The organism is Litchfieldia salsa (assembly GCF_900104555.1).
GTDB lineage: Bacteria > Bacillota > Bacilli > Bacillales > Bacillaceae_L > Litchfieldia > Litchfieldia salsa.
In genome coordinates this window covers 1-19,888 of record NZ_FNJU01000023.1, presented here as the reverse complement: position 1 = coordinate 19,888, position 19,888 = coordinate 1, and the positions used below count along the sequence as shown (strand labels likewise).

Below are 19,888 nucleotides of genomic sequence, written 5' to 3'. Positions count from 1 at the left end.
CGATTTTCCCTTATATTTGTAGTCTAACCTTTAACAGCTTGTACAGTTTTTATCGCAGAAGCTAGATCACTATATACAATGTTTCCAACAATCACAGTATCAGCAAATTCCGCCATCTCTTTTGCCTGTTCTACTGTGGTAATACCCCCACCATAAAAAAGCTGTGTTTCACTTAGCGTTGCTTTTACTTCCTTCACGACTTTCTTATCTCCATATGTTCCGCTATATTCTAAGTAAAAAATCGGTAAATGGAACATTTTCTCTGTCATTTGTGCATATGCGATAATATCATCTATATCTAAATCTGTCTTAGCATCTGTTAATGTAGCAGCTTTGCAGTCTTTGTTTACAATACAATATCCTTCCATGATTATTTCATCCCAGTTCATAATTTCCCCATACTCTTTAACAGCTTGATGGTGAAGTCCTGTAATCCAATCAGTATTACGACTGTTAAGAACTGTTGGAATAAAATAAAGATCAAATCCAGGTGTCACTGATTCTATCGTTGATACCTCTAAGATACACGGAACAGTATACCTTCGAATACGAGACATAAGGTGGATCACATTATCTAATGTGACGCCATCACTACCCCCTACAAGAATCGCATCGGTTCCTGATTCACAAATTTTCTCTAAGCTTTCATCACTTATCTCTTTTTGTGGATCAAGCTTGAAAACATGCTTCCATTCCTTATAATCGTACACAGTGATCCCCCATTCTCATTTTCCATTTCTCCATTATAGCAAAAAAACGTCTATAACATAAAAAAACAGCCGAACGAAACGCTCGACTTTTTCATGTACCTTTATATCATAATAAGTGGCTACATTCAGCTATTCTCTATTGATTCCTGCTGTTCCTTCACACGATCCAATGCCATCTGGTAAGCATCATTTCCATAATTTAAGCATCTTTTCACTCTAGAAATGGTTGCTGTACTAGCACCAGTTTCTGTTTCGATTTTATGATAAGTATTTCCACCCTGAAGCATTCTAGCTACTTCAAGTCGCTGTGATAAAGATTGAATTTCATTAACTGTACATAGGTCATCAAAAAATCGATAACATTCGTCTAAATCTTTAAGTGATAGAACTGCATTAAATAGTTGATCAAGTTCTTTACCACGTAATTTATCTATTTGCATATGATTTTATAACTCCTTTAGCTATTTAGTTTCCATAAGAAACAGAACTAGAGATTCCTGGATTACTCGGTATGATGTTAATCCATGTCTTCCCAGGGACAAATCCAACTGAATCTCCATTCAAGACTGGAAGAATCCTTCCATCTTGGTTTTCCCACTCTACTTCTTGAGAAATCCCTTTTTGTAATAAAAGCCCCTTACCTCCTGAAGTCATATCAATTCGTCTACGTCCAACATCGTCAATAACTTCATGTGTCATCTCAACAATGAATACATTGTCTAACGAAACCGGCGCTTCTGTTTCACGGTCTACTGTTTGCTCACCATTACTATAGCGATCATATGTCTCTGTTTGTTCATTATAAGTATAGGTAGCTGCAAATATTTCTCTTGAAGAATAGGCAACCCTTACATTCTTTGCTTCTGATCCTTGAAGCCCAGCAACTTCTTCTTCTGATAAAAAGGGAAGCTTTGGTACTGTGCTTTCAAATGAGTATCCTTTTAAATCTGCACCTTTTTTTATGTTTTCATAAGAAATATAGGAATTATGTGGTGCAACCCGACTACTATCTCTTAAAAAAAGGCTTCCATCATAGATCATTCCGTTTATATTATCGACTACGTTTGCTTGTAATTCTCGTTCTGCATCAATGCTCCAGCCATGTGCAACGAAAAACGCGTCATATCCAATACTTAAATCAATATAGTATTCTCTTGCACTTCGAACAGGTCCAATCACTTCAGGTTTCTCACTCTGATAAATTGCGAAAAATCTTGTCACATCCCCCTCAGCCAATACCTCATACACAAGATCCGCTTGATACAGGCCTGATTGTGGCCTTGCCTTTGGATGATTGTTAATGATTACTCCGAATGGCCTTTGTGTGACATCTTCAACTGTTTCCAGTCCAGTTAATGGGTATACAGTAGGCGGTGGTTCAGGTGTCTCTTTCTCTGGTTGTGATGGTCCTGGATCATTTGTTGGTTGATCGACTACATGATTTTGGTCATTACTACAAGCAGCTAATAAAACGAAAAGAGTGATGACGAAAAAAGTGAACATTCGTCTCATACCTAGCACAACCTTTACTGAAATAAAATATAAGTGTTTACACTTTTATATTTTAACGCATTATCGACGGAAAGAGTACAATTTTATTCATGACATCATAAATTCCTTTTGGTGTAATTCGGATATAGGGTAAATGTGTGGATGATAAAAACAAGAGTGTATAAATCGGGTCATCGAACTTATATCCTCGTTCTCGTAAAAAAAAGGTTAATTGCTTTTCTTCTGTGATCAATTCCTCAACAGGCTTCACCGACATTTGTCCTAATAATTCTAGTGGCACTTCATGGATCACTTGATTATTTTCAGTAAGAACAATACCACCACCAAGCTCCTTCATTCGATTGAAGGCAAGTAACATATCTTCCTTACTCTTACCGATTAAAATGATATCTCCTGTACCAGAATAGGAGCTCGCAATACCAGATACATGGTTGGCAAATCCTTTAATGATTGTATTCACTCGCCATTTACCCTTACGATCTACAAGCATAAGAAAGCTTTCATCATGACTGGTAGCTAGTTGATTAGACGAGGCATCCTTCGTCACTGAGAACGGTTTCATAATGACCGAATTCACCATTTCCATACCAAAAGGCATTGAGAATTGTAGATCATCAATCGTTAGATTCCAATCCAGTTCTAATTTAGAGATATCATGATTTTCCCATTGTACAGTTGGAAAGCTCTCGACTAAAGCATGTGCTTTCTTTACCCATTTTCCTTTAGCCAATACAGACACAGGTGAAGGGTTATCTTCTGCCGTTAAAAAATTTATATTCGCAACTCTACCTGTAGCAATATTTCCATGAAGATAATCAATATTATAGTATTTGGCAATGTTAATGGTTCCCATATTATAGGCATCTACAATTGGAACACCTTTTTCTATCGCAATACGAATGAGATTATCAGTTATACCTTGCTCATAAAATGATGGAGGTGAACCGTCAGTCGTAAAAAATAACTGATCGTACTGATCAATTCCCAGCTCATGAATTTCATCAAGAATGGTTGGCAAATCAGGACGGATAGACGAATAACGAAGGGAAGTTGTGTATCCTTGCAAAAGTCTCGTTAACACGTCCTTACCTGTCATGGATTCATGATCACAATCTGCACCTAACAGCATTAATTTTGCTAAAGTCTTTTCAGATGCTCCTGGGAAATGCCCTTCGATTTGCTTTCTCATACGTTTTGCTTCTTGTATCCAATGTAGCATTAAATCATCACCATCAAGCAATTTCGGCCATCCTGTTAATTCTCCACCCTGCAGAACAGCATCATGCTCAAGCCATGATTTAATATTTGCATGTGAAAATATCATTTCTTCATCTTTTATTTCCGTTTGGGGGTCAAAACGACACCACCAATACATGCTAACCGGCAAATTTCTTAGCTCACTAATGAAAGAAAACGCTTTCTTTTTATCTAAATGCAAAGCGAGTGTAAGGTTGTCATTGATAAGTGTTGTCGTCCCACTTTGAGATGCATATTGAGCAAAGCTGTGGGGATTATATAATTGAGAAGGATGCACATGTGGTTCAATGTAGCCTGGTACTAGAAAATAGGAACTGCAATCAACTATTTCACAATTTCTAGTGTCGTCAGGTAAATTGTCACCGACATATACAATTCGGTCTTCAAAAATCCATATATGTGCTTTTATCCATTTTTTTAGGATTTGATTAAGGTACATTGCGTTTTTTAATAGTAATGTTGGTGCTAATTTTCCATCTATAACTGCAACATGCTCTCTTATCTTTTTGTTTTTCCATCGATAGCGTTGGTCAAGCATGATTTTTCCTCCTAGATTGAATACGTTTTCAATATCGTACCACAATATATGATTCACCGCATTAAAGACATGTTATAAATCTATTACAGTTATGTTAAATTTTTCTAATCTATGGAAAGGGATGATTACATTGAAACCGAATATCGGAATTATGAACGCGTTAATCCGTATTACTTGCGGATTTACAATGGTCGCTTGGGCAACAGCTAAAATGGTAAAACACCCATGGAGAGATCGTTATATTGTAGGAGCAATCCTTGGAGGAATGAAAATCGGAGAAGGAATTACAAAGTTCTGTCCAATCGTTGCATTATTTGAAAATCAAGAAAAAAACAATAATAAAGACCGAGAAGAAAGACAACAGCAACCACAACAAACAGCACCTACATTTAATCCAATGAGTAATAATCCATTAAACAATAAATTTTAATTAAGAAAAGTGCCTGGCACCATTTGGCCAGGCACTTTCATCCAGAAAGGAGCGTTTCACTTGTTAGAATATATTACAGATATGTCCTATGTGCTTATCTCCCTGATTGGCGGAATCATCGCCGTTCTCTTTGTCTATATTAAGAAAAAACGTGCGAGATAGCTTTATGCCCAATATCATTTCGATAAAACAAATCGTCACATTCAACCTTTTTAATTTCGCGGTAGACCGTATTTTGCGCATCCTTTAAATCTGTTCCTTTGGAAACTAACGCAAGTACTCTTCCACCATTTGTAACATATTGACTATCAACAAGAGCCGTTCCAGCATGGAACATCATTGTTTCCTGCGTGAAGCCTTGAATACCAGCAATAACAGCACCTTTCTGATACTCATTCGGATATCCTTTTGACGCTAAAACAACCCCAATTACAGCATCATCACTCCATGTTAATTCAACTTCTTTTCCTTCTAGAAGTTGAACCAACACTTCTACCAAATCAGATTCTAATCTTGGTAACACTACTTGAGTTTCAGGATCACCAAATCTTGCATTATACTCGATAACCTTTGCTCCATCTTTCGTTAACATTAGCCCCGCATATAAGATCCCTGTAAATGTACGATTTTCCTCAATCATTGCTAGAACAGTTGGCTTTAAAATGGTTTGAACTGCATCTTCCACAACTTCACTTGAAATCTGTGGAACTGGAGAATATGCACCCATTCCACCTGTATTTGGTCCTTCATCATTGTCATAGGCACGTTTATGGTCTTGCGAAATGACCATTGGATATACTTGATCTCCATGAACAAATGCCATTAATGAGAATTCTTCCCCTTCAAGAAATTCTTCAATAACGACCTGTGTGCTAGCTGAACCAAATTTCGCCTCCTCCATCATTTCATGAAGGCAAATTAATGCTTCTTCCTTTGTCATAGCAACAACGACACCTTTACCAGCTGCTAAGCCATCTGCCTTAATGACAATCGGTGCCCCTTTTTCTTCAATGTACTTTTTCGCATCATCAAAAGAAGTGAAGGTTTCATATCCTGCAGTTGGGATGTCGTATTTTTTCATTAAATCTTTTGCAAAGGATTTACTTCCCTCAAGAATTGCTGCTTCCTTCGTCGGTCCAAAAATGAGAAGACCTTGTTCTTGGAAACGATTGACGATTCCTTGACTCAAAGGAACCTCTGGACCCACAATCGTCAGTCCAATTTCCTTGTCTTTTGCGAATTGGATGAGAGCATCGAAGTCAGTTTCCTCAATATCTATGGTCTTCGCTACATCTACCATCCCTGGATTTCCAGGAGCCACATAGATCGTGTCCACTTGTTTACTTTGCGCTACTTTCCAAGCAATTGTATGCTCTCTTCCACCACGACCAACAACTAGTACATTCATTCTTGCCACCTCCTCATTTAATGTTTAAAATGACGAACCCCAGTAAACACCATTGTAATCCCATACTCATCTGCTTTAGTAATTGAATCTTCATCACGAATCGAACCACCTGGTTGAATAATAGCCGTTACACCCGCTTTAGCAGCTGCTTCTACTGTATCGTTCATAGGGAAAAACGCATCCGAACCTAAAGCAGAACCTTCTGCCTTCTCACCTGCTTGATTAATCGCAATATTTGCAGCACCAACACGGTTCATTTGTCCAGCACCCACACCAATTGTCATGCCATCTTTTGCTAATACAATTGCATTTGATTTAACATGCTTTACGACACTCCATGCTAGCTTCAAATCTTCCCATTCTTTTTCAGTCGGCTCACGCTTTGTTACAATTGAAACATTTGCTTCATCAAGAGATAAAGTGTCCTCATCCTGCACAAGTAGTCCACCCTGAACAGACGTCAAACTCTTTTCAACTTTAGCAGCTGTCGAGAAATCGATTGTTAATAAACGAATATTTTTCTTTGATGTTAAAATTTCCAATGCCTTTTCTGAATATGAAGGAGCAATGACAATCTCGAGAAAAATTTCATGTAACTTAGTTGCTGTTTCTTCATTTACTTCACCATTTAAAGCAACTATTCCACCAAAAATAGAAGTTGGGTCTGCAGCATATGCTTTATCAAATGCTTCGGTAATACTCGCACCTACACCAACTCCACATGGATTCATGTGCTTAACTGCAACCGCGGCAGGCTCTGTAAATTCTTTCACAATTTGTAATGCTGCATTAGCATCATTGATATTGTTATAAGAAAGTTCTTTTCCATGCAATTGAGTAGCTGCTGCTACTGAAAAGACGGATCCTAGTGGTTTTTTATAAAAAGCGGCCTTTTGATGTGGATTTTCTCCATAACGTAAATCCTGTTTCTTTTCAAAAGTGACTGTTAATGACTCTGGACTTTCTTCCCCAGTCATATTGGTTAAGTATTCAGCAATAACAGCATCATATGCTGCTGTATGACGGAATACTTTAGCACCTAAACGACGTTTTGTTTCAGAAGTTACTTCCCCATGTTCACTTAACTCAGAAAGAACTGTTTCATAGTCAGAAGGATCTACAATCACTGTGACTGATTGGTGATTCTTCGCTGCTGAACGAAGCATCGAAGGTCCACCGATATCAATGTTCTCGATTGCTTCCGCAAATTCCACATCTGGCTTTGAGATCGTTTGTTGGAAAGGATATAGGTTCACTACAACAAGGTCAATCGGAGTAATGTCATGTTGTGCCAATGTGCTCATATGCTCTTCATTATCACGAACAGCTAGTAAACCACCATGAATATTTGGGTGTAGTGTTTTCACACGACCATCCATGATTTCAGGAAAACCTGTCACTTCTGAAATCCCAATTACATCAATTCCATTTTCCTCAAGTGTACTCTTTGTCCCACCTGTTGAAATTACCTCTACACCTTGCTCAATTAATGCTTTGACAAATGGTACAATACCTTCTTTATTGGACACACTTACAAGTGCTCTCTTAATTGCCATTTTAAAATCTCTCCTACCAGCCTATTTTTGTAAAAACGATCGCGCAAGATTGCAACTTTTAATAAGGTTAGCCAATTCTTATCGAACAGTTAGTTCCTTAAGCAACCCCTGCAATGTCTTAGGATAAAATACATGCTCAACTTCATGAATTTTCTGTTCCAAACTTTCTAATGTATCATCAACATCAATCATAATCGCCTCTTGAGCAATAATCGGACCAGTATCCATCCCTTCATCCACAAAATGAACAGTCACACCAGTCTTCTCTACACCAGCAGCGAAGGCTTGACCAATGGCATCCTTACCAGGAAAAGACGGCAAAAATGATGGGTGAATGTTCACTATTTGGTTAGGGTATGCCGCTAATAAGGTTGGACCGATCAATCTCATATAACCAGCTAGCACGACCAAATCTATTTCAAGCTCTCTAAGTCTTTCCACAATTAATGTCTCAAATTCTACTTTACTCTGAAACTCTTTTGCTGTAAAAACAAAAGTTTCCACAGCAAATGCCTCAGCACGTTCAATTACTTTCGCTCCTGGCTTATCACAAACGAGCAAAGAAATCTCCGCTTCAAGTATACCTGCTTCAATTGCATCTGCAAGTGCCTGAAAATTAGTTCCACTCCCTGATGCAAAAATAGCTAGCTTTTTCATGAAAGACTACCTCCACCAAAGGTAATCCCTTCACCATCCTTAGCACGGCCAATAATAAACGCCTTTTCTCCATGTGCCTCAAGAATACTGATCGTCTCATGCAATTTCTCTTCACTTATTGCAAGTACCATCCCAATTCCCATATTGAAGATATTAAACATTTCCTTCTTGTCTAACTTTCCTGTCTCTTCAATTAAATCAAAGATCGCCGGAATCGGCCAAGAACCATAATCAATTTCTGCACCTATTCCTTCTGGTAACATGCGTGGAATATTTTCAATGAACCCTCCACCAGTAATATGGGACATCCCTTTTACCTCATGAGACTTCATTACTTCTAAAAGTGACTTCACATAAATTTTCGTTGGACGAAGTAACTCTTCCCCGAGCGATAACTCTAATGTCCCATATGTCTTATGAAGATCCAGTTTACCTTCCTCTAAAAGAACCTTTCGAACAAGAGAATATCCGTTACTATGAATCCCGCTTGAAGATAACCCTATTAAAACATCCCCAGGTTTAATAGAATCACCTGTCACAAGCTTTGATTTCTCAGCTACACCTACTGTGAATCCTGCTAAATCATATTCATCCTCACTATAAAGACCAGGCATTTCAGCTGTTTCTCCACCTATCAAAGCACAGCCAGCCATTTCACAGCCATCTGCAATACCCTTTACAATGCTCTCAATCTTTTCAGGAACAGCTTTTCCACAGGCAATATAATCTAGAAAATAAAGAGGCTCTGCACCTTGAACAACGATATCATTCACACACATTGCCACTGCATCAATTCCAATCGTGTCATGTTTATCCATCATAAAAGCGAGCATTAATTTAGTACCTACTCCATCTGTACCTGAAACAAGGACTGGTTCCTTAACATTGACCTGAGACAGATCAAACATTCCACCAAATCCTCCAAGACCTCCAAGTACCTCCGGACGAATTGTTCGCTTTACATGCTTTTTCATTCTTGTTACAGCCTCATAACCAGCTTCTATATCTACTCCAGCTTGCTTATAAGCGTTAGCCATTCTTTATCCTCCTAAGTTTAAGACAAATTCCGTGTGATTTCTTACGCCTTTTCGTGCGGGAGAACCGTATCAGGATAGATATCTGTTGGGTACTTCCCTGTAAAACATGCCATACATTGCCCTTTATATTCACCTTCATCAGATCTACCGATTGCATCTACTAATCCTTCTTCACTTAAAAACACGAGTGAATCCGCACCAATTAGTTGTCTCATTTCTTCGATCGAATGAGAAGAAGCAATTAACTCTTCATGTGTTGATGTATCAATACCATAAAAACATGGATTTTTAATTGGCGGTGAACTGATTCGTACATGAACCTCAGTTGCTCCTGCATCTCTTAACATCATGACAATACGACGACTTGTTGTTCCTCTTACAATTGAATCATCAACCATGACCACACGCTTACCTTCAACAACCCCACGAACTGGTGATAATTTCATTTTCACGCCTTGTTCTCGAAGCGATTGAGACGGCTGGATAAATGTACGACCTACATATCGATTCTTAATTAACCCTAGCTCATAAGGAATACCTGAAGCTTCTGCAAAACCGATTGCGGCTGACATACTTGAGTCAGGAACACCAGTAACGACATCTGCTTCAATATCCGCTTCTTCAGCTAGTTTTTTCCCTAATTTTTTACGAGCTGTATGAACATTGATGCCACCAATATTACTATCAGGTCTCGAGAAATAGATATATTCCATACTACAGATCGCACGATTTGTATTACGTGAGACAAATTCAGAATGAATTCCCTCATCATTAATAATAAGGAATTCACCTGGTTCCACATCACGTATATATTTCGCACCTACTACATCAAACGCACATGTTTCTGATGCAACAACATATGCATCCCCTAAACGTCCAATTGATAGTGGACGAAGACCATTAGGATCGAGCGCAACCATCATTTTCTTTTCTGTCATTAGGATAAAAGCATACGCACCCTTAAGCATCGTTAACGCATTTTTCACACGATCATGAATTTTTGTATATCCACTTCTTCTAGTTAAATGAGCAAGTACCTCTGTGTCAGATGTCGTCTGAAAGATACTTCCTTGATGCTCTAACTGATGCTTTAAGTCATTAGCATTTACTAGATTTCCATTATGGGCAATTGCAAGTCCACCCACTTGGGAGTGAAAAAGAAGAGGCTGAACATTCTCAATACCCCCACCACCAGCAGTTGCATATCTTACATGGCCAATGGCTGCTTTACCTTGTAAATCCTCTATTTGTCCCCCACTAAATACTTCAGTAACAAGCCCTTCACCTTTATGAGCCTTTAACTTTTCCCCGTTACTTACTACAATCCCAGCACCCTCTTGTCCACGGTGTTGTAAGCTATGAAGTCCATAATACGTAATCTGTGCAGCATCTGGGTGACCCCAGATGCCAAAAATCCCACATTCTTCATTTAAGCCTTTGAGTTCAGCAAGCATGGGATAGCCCCTTTCCAAGCAGCACGTAACTCTTCAACTGGTTTGTTGATTAGTTCGTTGCCTTCACTGTTTACGATCACTACATCCTCTTTAGAAGTCACTTCACCAATAAGAGTAGCAGCCACTAATTGTTCGAAACGCTCTTTATTTTCAGGCTTTACAGATACAAGGAAACGTGATTGTGTTTCACTGAATAATTCAGCTAAAGCCTCACCCTTAACCGTTACACGAGCACCAAGACCTTTTGCACTAAATGTCGACTCTGCTAACGCAACTGCTAAGCCACCCTCTGCTAAGTCATGAGCAGATGCAACAACTCCTGCACGTATCGCAGATAACAAGCTTGTTTGACGCTCACTTTCAATCTCTAAATCTAGAACAGGAGCTTGACCAAAGATCTTACCATATACCAACTTTTGAAGCTCACTTCCACCAAATTCAGCTTTTGCTTCTCCAATTAAGTAAATCAAATCTCCAGCTTGTTTAAATTCCTGAGTTGTAATATGTGATGGGTCAGTGATAAGCCCAACCATTCCTATAACAGGTGTTGGATAAATCGCTACTCCATTTGTTTCGTTATAAAGTGATACATTTCCACCTATAACAGGTGCATTAAGCACTCTACATGCTTCACTAATACCATCTGCAGCTTGTTCAATCTGCCAGAATATTTCTGGCTTTTCAGGATTTCCAAAATTTAAGTTATCTGTAATCGCTAATGGCTCTCCACCAGAGCAAACAATGTTCCTAGCGGCTTCACTCACAGCGATTTTCCCACCAACTAATGGATCTAAATATAAATAACGTGAATTACAATCCGTAGTCATTGCAAGAGCTTTTTTCGTTCCTCTAATACGAACAACTGCCGCGTCAGAACCTGGTGCAACAACTGTATTTGTTCGAACCATATAATCATATTGATCATAAACCCATTCTTTACTTGCAATCGTTGGTTGTGATAAAAGATCAACTAATGCTTTGTTATAGTCCTCAACCTTTGGAACTTCTACTTCCATCGCTTGGAACTCGCGGAAATACGCAGGCTCTGCTGATGGCTTATGATAGACTGGAGCATCTTCAGCTAATGCATCTACTGGTACATCAGCAATCACTTCACCTTTATGAAGTAAACGAAGGCGTTTGTCATCTGTTACCACACCGATTGCGACAGCCTCTAAATCATATTTATCAACAATATCCTGAATTTCTTGTTCTCTTCCCTTTTCAACAACGATTAACATACGCTCTTGTGATTCAGATAACATCATCTCATAACCAGTCATACCTGTTTCACGTTGTGGGACAAGATCTAAATTCATTTCAATTCCAGAGCCTGCTTTACTTGCCATTTCAGCCGATGAACTTGTTAATCCTGCCGCACCCATATCTTGGATTCCGACCATTGCATCACAATTAACTAGCTCCAAGCACGCTTCTAGAAGTAATTTTTCCATAAATGGATCTCCAACTTGAACCGCTGGACGCTTTGCATCTGAATCCTCAGAAAGCTCTTCAGAAGCAAATGTTGCACCGTGAATTCCATCACGCCCTGTTTTTGCACCAATGTACATGACTGTGTTGCCAACACCAGTTGCTTGACCTTTTTTAATATCTTCATGGTTAATCAGCCCTACACACATTGCATTAACTAGTGGATTACCCTCATACGAAGGATCAAACTGAATTTCCCCACCAACTGTTGGGATTCCAATACAGTTTCCATAGCCTGCAATTCCTGCCACTACTTCCTCAAACAAGTATTTAACGCGCGGAGTTGTTAACTCTCCAAAGCGCAGTGAGTTTAATAGTGCAATTGGTCTTGCACCCATTGAAAATACATCGCGAATGATACCACCTACACCTGTTGCAGCACCTTGATAAGGCTCAATTGCTGATGGGTGATTGTGACTTTCAATTTTGAAAACAACGGCCTGATTATCACCGATATCTACAATCCCCGCTCCCTCTCCAGGACCTTGCAGAACCTTCTCACCTGTTACTGGAAACTTCTTCAAAACTGGCTTAGAGTTTTTATAACTACAATGCTCAGACCACATAACAGAGAAAAGACCTGTTTCAGTGTAGTTAGGTGTGCGACCAATAATCGACTCGATTAGGGCGAATTCTTCATCGCTTAGACCCATTTCACGATATATCTTTTCTGATTTAACTAACTCTGGACTTGGTTCAAGAAGTAACGACATTCGTAGATAACCTCCATTGTTTTACAATTGATTTAAATAATTTTAATCCGTCTGCACTTCCAAGGATTGCGTCTACCGCTCGCTCTGGATGTGGCATCATCCCTAACACATTCCCTTTTTCATTCATAATTCCAGCAATATCACTTAAGCTTCCGTTCGGATTGCTATTATATTTGAATACAATTTGATTATTTTTTTCTAAAAGGCTTAACGTTTCTTCATCACAGTAATAGTTTCCTTCACCATGTGCGATTGGGATTTGAATTACCTCACCTTTTTCGTATGCTGCAGAAAAGTAAGTTTCATTATTTTCAACAACTAATTCCGTCGGACGACAGATGAACTTCAAATCTTGATTTCTTCTCATTGCTCCTGGTAAAAGACCAGCTTCTAATAAAATCTGGAATCCATTACACACACCAAGTACAGGCTTTCCTTCTTCAGCAGCCTTCACGATTGCATTCATTACATTTGAAAAACGAGCAATTGCCCCAGTACGTAGGTAATCTCCATAAGAGAACCCACCTGGTAAAAGAATCCCATCAAACGAATCTAAATTATCTTCGTCATGCCAAACATATTCGACTTCTTCACCAAGCTCATCCTTGATTGCATGATACATATCTACATCACAGTTGGAACCTGGGAACACGATGACTGCAAATTTCACTGTGCGACAACCTCCTCAACTTCAAAGCGGTAGTCTTCGATCACTGTGTTTGCTAGTAATTTCTCACAAAGCTCTGTTACTACTTCATTAATATCACGATCAGACTTTTCAATCGTAAGCTCCATATACTTACCGATACGAACATCAACAACTTCGTTATAGGATAAACTGTGTAAAGAACCTTTTACCGCTGTCCCTTGTGGATCTAATACACTTTCTCTTAATGTTACATATACTTTAACCTTATACATGCTGACCGCCTCCTAATCGTGATAAAACATTATTGTATGCATCTGTTAAACTACCAATATTCCTACGAAAAACATCTTTATCAAACTTTTCATTTGTATCCATATCCCATAGTCGACAAGTATCTGGTGAAATCTCATCTGCTAATAAAATCGTTCCTTCATTCGTCAAACCAAATTCAAGCTTGAAATCAACTAATCTTAAATTACTCTTTAAGAAATGATCTCTTAATACCTCATTAATGTGTAATGCCTTTTCTTTTAAAACTTGCACCTGTTCAGGAGTCGCTGCTTGCAGGACTTGAATATGATCCTCCGTAATAATTGGATCTCCTAAGTCATCATTTTTATAATAAAATTCAACAATCGGTTGCTCTAACTTTGTACCTTCTTCAATGCCTAAACGAGTAGCTAAACTACCAGCAATCAGGTTTCGAACAACAACCTCTAATGGAATAATAGTAACTTGCTTTACAAGCTGTTCTGTAGCCGAAATCTTCTGAATAAAATGACTATCAACTCCCGCTTGCTTTAGCTTATCAAATAGTAAACTAGTAATCTCGTTATTTAATCGACCCTTACCAGTAATCTCTTCTTTCTTCTCACCATTAAACGCTGTTGCACTATCTTTATATTGAATCCAAACTACATCTTCTTCATTTGTACGAAATATTCTCTTCGCTTTACCTTCATAAAGTAAATCTAGCTTTTCCATGTTTAAAGCCCCCCAAGGACAAAGTTTTAAGAAAGAGGTCTATCAATGGTCGACCTCTAAAATTATTACAAACCTAAACGATCAAAAATCATATCCACATGCTTAATGTGATAGTTATAGTCAAAGCAATCATCAATTTGCGCTGGATTTAAGCGGCTTGTAATTTTGTCTTCAGCTTCAATTAACTCGCGGAAAGCTACCTGTTGCTCCCATGCTTCCATTGCTTTCGGTTGAACCGTATCATAAGCCTCTTCACGTGTTAATCCAGAATCAATCAATGCTAACAGTACACGTTGTGAGTAGATTAAACCTAATGTGCGATCCATGTTTCTCTTCATGTTCTCAGGAAATACTGTTAAGTTTTTAATAATATTTCCGAAACGATTTAGCATGTAATTAAGTGCAATCGTTGCATCTGGTAAAATAATACGTTCAGCTGAAGAATGAGAAATATCACGTTCATGCCAAAGTGGTACATTTTCGTAAGCAGTCAGCATATACCCACGAATGACACGAGCAAGTCCAGTCATATTTTCAGATCCAATTGGGTTACGCTTATGCGGCATAGCTGATGAACCCTTCTGTCCCTTTGCAAAGAACTCTTCTACTTCACGTGTTTCACTCTTTTGAAGACCTCGTACCTCAACAGCAAATTTCTCAATTGATGTTGCAACAAGAGCAAGAGTTGCCATATATTCTGCGTGACGATCACGTTGTAATGTTTGTGTAGAAATCGGAGCTGGCTTAATACCAAGCTTTTCACATACATACTCTTCTACAAATGGCTCAATATTCGCATACGTTCCAACCGCACCTGAGATTTTCCCATACTGTACCCCATCTGCTGCACGCTTGAAACGCTCTAAATTACGTTTCATTTCTTCATGCCATAATGCAAGCTTTAGACCAAATGTCGTTGGTTCAGCATGCACACCATGTGTACGTCCCATCATAACCGTATGTTTATGTTCACGAGCCTTATTTGCTAAAATCTCTACAAAATTTTCAATATCTTTCAATAAGATGTCATTTGCTTGTCTTAGTAGATAAGAAAGAGCTGTATCCACAACATCAGTAGAAGTTAATCCATAATGAACCCATTTTCTTTCTTCTCCAAGTGTTTCCGATACGGCACGTGTGAAGGCAACAACATCATGTCTCGTTTCTTGTTCAATTTCAAAGATACGATCAATATTAAAAGAAGCATTCTTTCGAATTAAAGCAACATCCTCTTTAGGAATATCCCCAAGCTCTGCCCATGCCTCACATGCTAGAATTTCCACCTCTAACCAAGCATTAAAGCGGTTTTCCTCAGTCCAAATTGCACCCATTTCAGGTCTTGTATAACGTTCAATCATGTCTTTCCCTCCGATTTCTATCTTCTTGTTAGAATATCTTACAATCAACTACACCAAACATCGATTTTTTCTAATTTCGCTAGAGCCTCATCAATAGTATTACCTAAAATATTGATGTGTCCCATTTTCCTTTTAATTACCGCTTCTTTCTTTCCATATAAATGAAGTTTAGCAGAAGAGGATATTTTAACAATCTCTAAGGTTTCTTCCATATGTTCACCTAGAACATTGACCATCACCACAGGCTTTAACAATGTGGTTTCTCCTAATGGTAAGTTACAAACAGAACGAATATGTTGCTCAAATTGTGATGTCTCACACGCATCAATTGTATAGTGTCCTGAGTTATGTGGTCTTGGTGCTAACTCATTTATATAAATCTCGCCATCTCTCGTTACAAACATTTCAACTGCAAGAGTTCCTACCAATTCAAACGTTTTTGCTAGATTCATAGCAATCTCAATCGCTTTTCCTTCTACCTTAGCTGTAATTCTAGCTGGCACAATTGTTTGTTGTAAGATGTTTTCATAATGAATATTTTCAGCGACTGGGAATGTCTTCGTATCTCCGAATGAGTTTCTAGTCACAATAACAGATATTTCTTTCTCAAAAGGAATCCAAGCCTCTAATATACAAGCTCCCACTTCTAACAGCTCTACCGCTATCTGTACATCTTCCATTGATTTAATAACAACTTGGCCTTTCCCATCATAGCCACCCCGTCTTGTCTTTAGTACACAAGGTGTCCCTAACTGTTCAATAGCCTCTTCTAAATCCTGGATAGAATCAATTAATCGGTAAGGAGCAACCTCAACTCCAGCTTCACTAATCGATTGTTTCTCAAACCCTCGATCTTGTGTCACTTTCAGTAGTTTGCTTCCTTGGGGCAAATTAGCATTTGTTTCTAGCCAAGCCAATGCTTCATAATCAATATTTTCAAACTCATAGGTGATGACATCACTTAATGATGATAATTGCTTTATCGCCGCTAAATCATCATACTTTGCTATAATTTGTTGATCAGCGATCTGGCCACACGGCGAATTCGGTGTTGGATCTAACACGACAACATCATATCCCATTTCTTTCGCGGATATCGTCATCATTCTTCCCAACTGACCTCCCCCAATGATACCGATTGTCTTACCCGGTAATAGTTGATTCTGATTAGACAAGTTCTTCACTACTTTCTAACACTTTACTTCTAGTAGCTTCTCTTCGTTCTACTAGTTTGTCATCCCACTCTTTATATTGAGTTCCTAGAATTGAAGCTGCTAAGAGCCCTGCATTAGTTGCTCCAGCTTTTCCAATTGCCACAGTTGCTACTGGGACTCCTCCTGGCATTTGTACAATTGATAAGAGTGAATCAAGCCCATTCAAAGCCTTCGATCGAATCGGTACACCGATTACAGGCAAAGTAGTTTTCGCTGCAACCATCCCTGGTAAATGAGCGGCACCGCCGGCCCCTGCAATAATAACCTTTATCCCCTGTTCCTTTGCTTGGTCCGCATATTCAAACATATAGTCTGGTGTGCGATGTGCTGAAACAACTTTCTTATCGTACGGAATGCCAACCTCATCTAATATGTCACATGCGTGTTTCATCGTTTCCCAATCTGATGTACTTCCCATTATGACGCCAACAAGCGGATTCATTGATTTCCTCCCAAAGCCTTTTTTATATGAAAAAAGCCCATGACAGAACTGTTTCCCTAAAAAAGAGAAAGCAATTCTGCCTGGGCAGATTTTTTGACAGATTTGCCAAATCTACAGGCTAACGATCACTTTCCCTCATAGTCCAATAATTTACGGTTATCGGGTAGAAACTTATGGGCCATATTCCCAAGATTATATGAGGTAATCATCTAATAAACTATCTTCATCTTACCAACTATTTAAACACATTGTCAACAAATAATCGAACATTGATAAATTATTATCAATCATCGTTCGTGTTTTACTCTAATTTACCTTCAAAAATGATTTTTCGACCACACGGCTCTATATCAACAGTCCCATTTCGATCAACCTCTTGAAAAATCGGTTCTTCCATTCTTCGAACAGGTGTATACCCCTCACTACGCATTCTTTCAATACACTGATCGATTGTTTCATTTTCTTCCACTTCAAATTTACGCTTTGTATTCTTGCTCATTTATTTTAATTTTCCTTTCTTAACAGATTTAACCCAGAACCCTCCATGTATGGATTTTGGCTCATAAGCAATAATGAAAGCCCTTGGATCAAGCTCTTTAATGGTTTGATATAGTTTCAATTCATACTTTCTCGGAGTTAGAATTTGCATGGATTGACGATCCCCCTCTAACCCTTGTGCTGCCCAAGTAGTTACACCATAACCTTTGTCTCTTAGCATTTTAGGTAAGTTTTGATTAATCTGGTCTGTTATTACATTTACCGTAATATAACCTAAAGCTAATTTCTCTTCAATCTTCATCCCAACAATAACACCGATCCCGTAACCGACCGCATACGCAACTAAATTCTGAATTTCATTAAGATTATCTAAAACTAATCCAAGACCTATGACATAAATTACTACCTCAATCGTACTAATAAACGCAGCTAAGTATCTTTGACCCTTTAATGTTAAGATCATCCTTATTGTAAAAAAAGAAACATAAACTATATTTATCACCAATATGATAACAACCATCATAATACTATTTTCTAACATTAAATTCCCCTCCGATATGGTTCCCTATTCTTAGTCTTTCCCAACAATTACACTGTAAAACTCCATAGCGTTATTCTTCATTTGAATACTTACACTTTTCCTCTAATATTTGTCTATAAGTAACCCATTTTACTAAACATGATAAAGATTTACCAGTAAAAAAAATTGATGAATTTCTTAGTATAGGCACTTCTTCTTCTATTCTTCATATAATAAGACAGCATGATTGAGGGAGTGAAAATTCTATGAAAATGGATCAGTTTAAACATATGCATGACTGGAGAAAGCAATGGGATGGTTTTTTCGGTGATGAATTCTGGAAGGGGTTCGAACCTATGATGAATAACGTCAGCTCACAAGTGAACCTCTATAAATCAGATAATGAGCTTCTCGTTGTTCTAAGTATTCCCGGATTAGAAAATGTCGACAATTTGGATTTATTTGTACAATATCAAACATTAGAGGTTCGCGGAAAAGTAAATTTACGATTTAAGGGCTTTGATCTAATTGAAGAAGGAATCTTCCAAGGTGATTTTGAACGAGTTGTTCAACTCCCATTCCCAGTTCGAGATGACAGAATAGATGCTAGTTATCATAATGGATTACTAATTATACATTTACACAAACGCATTCCTGATGATAACCGAAGAAAAATTAACATTAAGAAACTTGAGGATTAACTATTAAGTATGATGTGATAAGGGACTCCATTAATATATGAGTTCCCATTCTTTCTTAAGGTCAATGAAAGACTTTTTTCCTCCGATATCAGTTGATTTTGTCCTTCATAAGGTTGATGAAAGACTTTTTCCTCTGATATCATTTGTTTTTGTCTTTCATTAGGCTGATGAAAGACTTTTTCCTCCGATATCAGTTCATTTTGTCTTTCATAACGTCGTGAAAGACTTTTTTCTCTGATACCATTTGATTTTGTCTTTCATAACTTCTCCTTAATCTCCTGGCTCCTCTAACTAGTCCAGACCAAATTTTTCCTTATCCTTACTGAACCTTCAGTCTCAATATATACAAAAAAAGACTAGTTCCTGAAGAACTAATCTTAACTGTTGCCTAGCGATGTCCTACTCTTGCAGGGGGAGTCCCCCAACTACCATCGGCGCTGAAGAGCTTAACTTCCGTGTTCGGTATGGGAACGGGTGTGACCTCTTCGCCAAAATCACTAGACTATTAAAAGAACATTTTCTATATTACTCTCTTTTTAAGAGATTTGCAATAGGAAATTCATTCCTTCAAAACTAGATAACGCTTAGACATTCATTTCTGAATCTAGCTCCAGAAGCCACATCCTACGGCTGCTTCACAACTTCTGTCAAGTGCAAGCACTTTCCGACAGTTGCTCCACCATCCTATGGATGTAACGGGCTTCTTACGCTTTTTATGGTTAAGTCCTCGATCGATTAGTATCAGTCAGCTACACACGT

The 19,888-nt window shown here is 38.3% G+C and carries 21 protein-coding genes, 1 rRNA gene and 1 riboswitch; of the genes, 3 read left to right on the top strand and 19 right to left on the bottom strand.

Annotated features, from left to right (window positions below):
• Nucleotides 1-23: 23 nt before the first annotated feature.
• From pcrB to BLQ56_RS22570, 4 genes are all read right to left on the bottom strand, one after another.
• Complete coding sequence (pcrB, locus tag BLQ56_RS22585) at nucleotides 24-710, bottom strand: heptaprenylglyceryl phosphate synthase (RefSeq protein WP_090859826.1); 687 nt, start codon at nucleotides 708-710, stop codon at nucleotides 24-26.
• 125 nt (nucleotides 711-835) lie between these two features.
• The gene (locus BLQ56_RS22580) at nucleotides 836-1,150 is read right to left on the bottom strand and encodes a YerC/YecD family TrpR-related protein (RefSeq protein WP_090859824.1); all 315 of its coding nucleotides are present in this window, start codon (nucleotides 1,148-1,150) and stop codon (nucleotides 836-838) included.
• A 25-nt stretch (nucleotides 1,151-1,175) separates the two neighbouring features.
• A complete protein-coding gene (locus BLQ56_RS22575) occupies nucleotides 1,176-2,222 on the bottom strand; it encodes a DUF3048 domain-containing protein (RefSeq protein ID WP_090859822.1) in 1,047 nt (348 codons plus the stop codon).
• A gap of 52 nt (nucleotides 2,223-2,274) precedes the next feature.
• Entirely contained in the window at nucleotides 2,275-4,017 is a 1,743-nt protein-coding gene (locus BLQ56_RS22570) for an adenine deaminase C-terminal domain-containing protein (protein WP_175490430.1), read from the bottom strand.
• Between the two features lie 121 nt (nucleotides 4,018-4,138).
• Between BLQ56_RS22570 and BLQ56_RS22565 the strand changes: the two genes are divergently transcribed.
• Both BLQ56_RS22565 and BLQ56_RS24230 read left to right on the top strand, forming a co-directional pair.
• Entirely contained in the window at nucleotides 4,139-4,447 is a 309-nt protein-coding gene (locus BLQ56_RS22565; RefSeq protein ID WP_338011864.1) for a YgaP family membrane protein, read from the top strand.
• 81 nt (nucleotides 4,448-4,528) lie between these two features.
• Complete coding sequence (locus tag BLQ56_RS24230) at nucleotides 4,529-4,609, top strand: EYxxD motif small membrane protein (RefSeq protein ID WP_338011865.1); 81 nt, start codon at nucleotides 4,529-4,531, stop codon at nucleotides 4,607-4,609.
• On the opposite strand, the gene purD is transcribed toward BLQ56_RS24230, so the two are convergent.
• From purD to BLQ56_RS22495, 14 genes are all read right to left on the bottom strand, one after another.
• The gene (gene purD, locus BLQ56_RS22560; RefSeq protein ID WP_090859820.1) at nucleotides 4,587-5,855 is read right to left on the bottom strand and encodes a phosphoribosylamine--glycine ligase; all 1,269 of its coding nucleotides are present in this window, start codon (nucleotides 5,853-5,855) and stop codon (nucleotides 4,587-4,589) included. The genes BLQ56_RS24230 and purD overlap by 23 nt on opposite strands.
• Before the next feature lie 17 nt (nucleotides 5,856-5,872).
• A complete protein-coding gene (gene purH, locus BLQ56_RS22555; protein ID WP_090859818.1) occupies nucleotides 5,873-7,411 on the bottom strand; it encodes a bifunctional phosphoribosylaminoimidazolecarboxamide formyltransferase/IMP cyclohydrolase in 1,539 nt (512 codons plus the stop codon).
• 78 nt (nucleotides 7,412-7,489) lie between these two features.
• Entirely contained in the window at nucleotides 7,490-8,068 is a 579-nt protein-coding gene (purN, locus tag BLQ56_RS22550; protein ID WP_090859816.1) for a phosphoribosylglycinamide formyltransferase, read from the bottom strand.
• The gene (gene purM / locus BLQ56_RS22545) at nucleotides 8,065-9,105 is read right to left on the bottom strand and encodes a phosphoribosylformylglycinamidine cyclo-ligase (RefSeq protein WP_090859814.1); all 1,041 of its coding nucleotides are present in this window, start codon (nucleotides 9,103-9,105) and stop codon (nucleotides 8,065-8,067) included. Before purM ends, purN begins: the two co-directional genes overlap by 4 nt.
• A gap of 41 nt (nucleotides 9,106-9,146) precedes the next feature.
• On the bottom strand, nucleotides 9,147-10,559 hold the full coding sequence (gene purF, locus BLQ56_RS22540; RefSeq protein ID WP_090859812.1) for an amidophosphoribosyltransferase: 1,413 nt from the start codon (nucleotides 10,557-10,559) through the stop codon (nucleotides 9,147-9,149).
• Nucleotides 10,535-12,763 carry a phosphoribosylformylglycinamidine synthase subunit PurL gene (purL, locus tag BLQ56_RS22535; RefSeq protein ID WP_090859810.1) on the bottom strand — a complete coding sequence of 743 codons (2,229 nt, stop codon included), beginning with the start codon at nucleotides 12,761-12,763 and terminating at the stop codon, nucleotides 10,535-10,537. The genes purF and purL overlap by 25 nt, the downstream gene beginning before the upstream one ends.
• Nucleotides 12,747-13,433: a phosphoribosylformylglycinamidine synthase subunit PurQ gene (gene purQ / locus BLQ56_RS22530; RefSeq protein WP_090859808.1), complete on the bottom strand. Its 687-nt coding sequence runs from the start codon at nucleotides 13,431-13,433 to the stop codon at nucleotides 12,747-12,749. Before purQ ends, purL begins: the two co-directional genes overlap by 17 nt.
• A complete protein-coding gene (gene purS / locus BLQ56_RS22525) occupies nucleotides 13,430-13,684 on the bottom strand; it encodes a phosphoribosylformylglycinamidine synthase subunit PurS (protein ID WP_090859806.1) in 255 nt (84 codons plus the stop codon). The genes purQ and purS overlap by 4 nt, the downstream gene beginning before the upstream one ends.
• Nucleotides 13,677-14,396 carry a phosphoribosylaminoimidazolesuccinocarboxamide synthase gene (purC, locus tag BLQ56_RS22520; RefSeq protein ID WP_090859804.1) on the bottom strand — a complete coding sequence of 240 codons (720 nt, stop codon included), beginning with the start codon at nucleotides 14,394-14,396 and terminating at the stop codon, nucleotides 13,677-13,679. Before purC ends, purS begins: the two co-directional genes overlap by 8 nt.
• A 65-nt stretch (nucleotides 14,397-14,461) precedes the next feature.
• Nucleotides 14,462-15,754 (bottom strand): adenylosuccinate lyase, encoded by a 1,293-nt coding sequence (gene purB, locus BLQ56_RS22515; protein WP_090859802.1) that lies wholly within the window; start codon nucleotides 15,752-15,754, stop codon nucleotides 14,462-14,464.
• A 44-nt stretch (nucleotides 15,755-15,798) separates the two neighbouring features.
• Nucleotides 15,799-16,938, bottom strand: a complete 1,140-nt coding sequence (gene purK, locus BLQ56_RS22510; RefSeq protein ID WP_090859801.1) for a 5-(carboxyamino)imidazole ribonucleotide synthase — start codon at nucleotides 16,936-16,938, stop codon at nucleotides 15,799-15,801.
• Entirely contained in the window at nucleotides 16,922-17,410 is a 489-nt protein-coding gene (gene purE / locus BLQ56_RS22505) for a 5-(carboxyamino)imidazole ribonucleotide mutase (RefSeq protein WP_090859799.1), read from the bottom strand. The genes purK and purE overlap by 17 nt, the downstream gene beginning before the upstream one ends.
• A gap of 118 nt (nucleotides 17,411-17,528) precedes the next feature.
• A riboswitch (purine riboswitch) is annotated at nucleotides 17,529-17,630 on the bottom strand.
• Nucleotides 17,631-17,711: 81 nt separating this feature from the next.
• Nucleotides 17,712-17,909 (bottom strand): NETI motif-containing protein, encoded by a 198-nt coding sequence (locus BLQ56_RS22500; RefSeq protein WP_090859797.1) that lies wholly within the window; start codon nucleotides 17,907-17,909, stop codon nucleotides 17,712-17,714.
• Nucleotides 17,910-18,449 carry a DUF2179 domain-containing protein gene (locus BLQ56_RS22495; RefSeq protein WP_090859795.1) on the bottom strand — a complete coding sequence of 180 codons (540 nt, stop codon included), beginning with the start codon at nucleotides 18,447-18,449 and terminating at the stop codon, nucleotides 17,910-17,912.
• Nucleotides 18,450-18,694: 245 nt separating this feature from the next.
• Here BLQ56_RS22495 and BLQ56_RS22490 point away from each other — a divergent pair, with 245 nt between their 5' ends.
• The gene (locus BLQ56_RS22490) at nucleotides 18,695-19,129 is read left to right on the top strand and encodes an Hsp20/alpha crystallin family protein (protein ID WP_090859793.1); all 435 of its coding nucleotides are present in this window, start codon (nucleotides 18,695-18,697) and stop codon (nucleotides 19,127-19,129) included.
• Between the two features lie 386 nt (nucleotides 19,130-19,515).
• On the opposite strand, the gene rrf is transcribed toward BLQ56_RS22490, so the two are convergent.
• Nucleotides 19,516-19,631: ribosomal RNA gene (gene rrf / locus BLQ56_RS22485) — 5S ribosomal RNA — on the bottom strand.
• Between the last annotated feature and the right edge of the window lie 257 nt (nucleotides 19,632-19,888).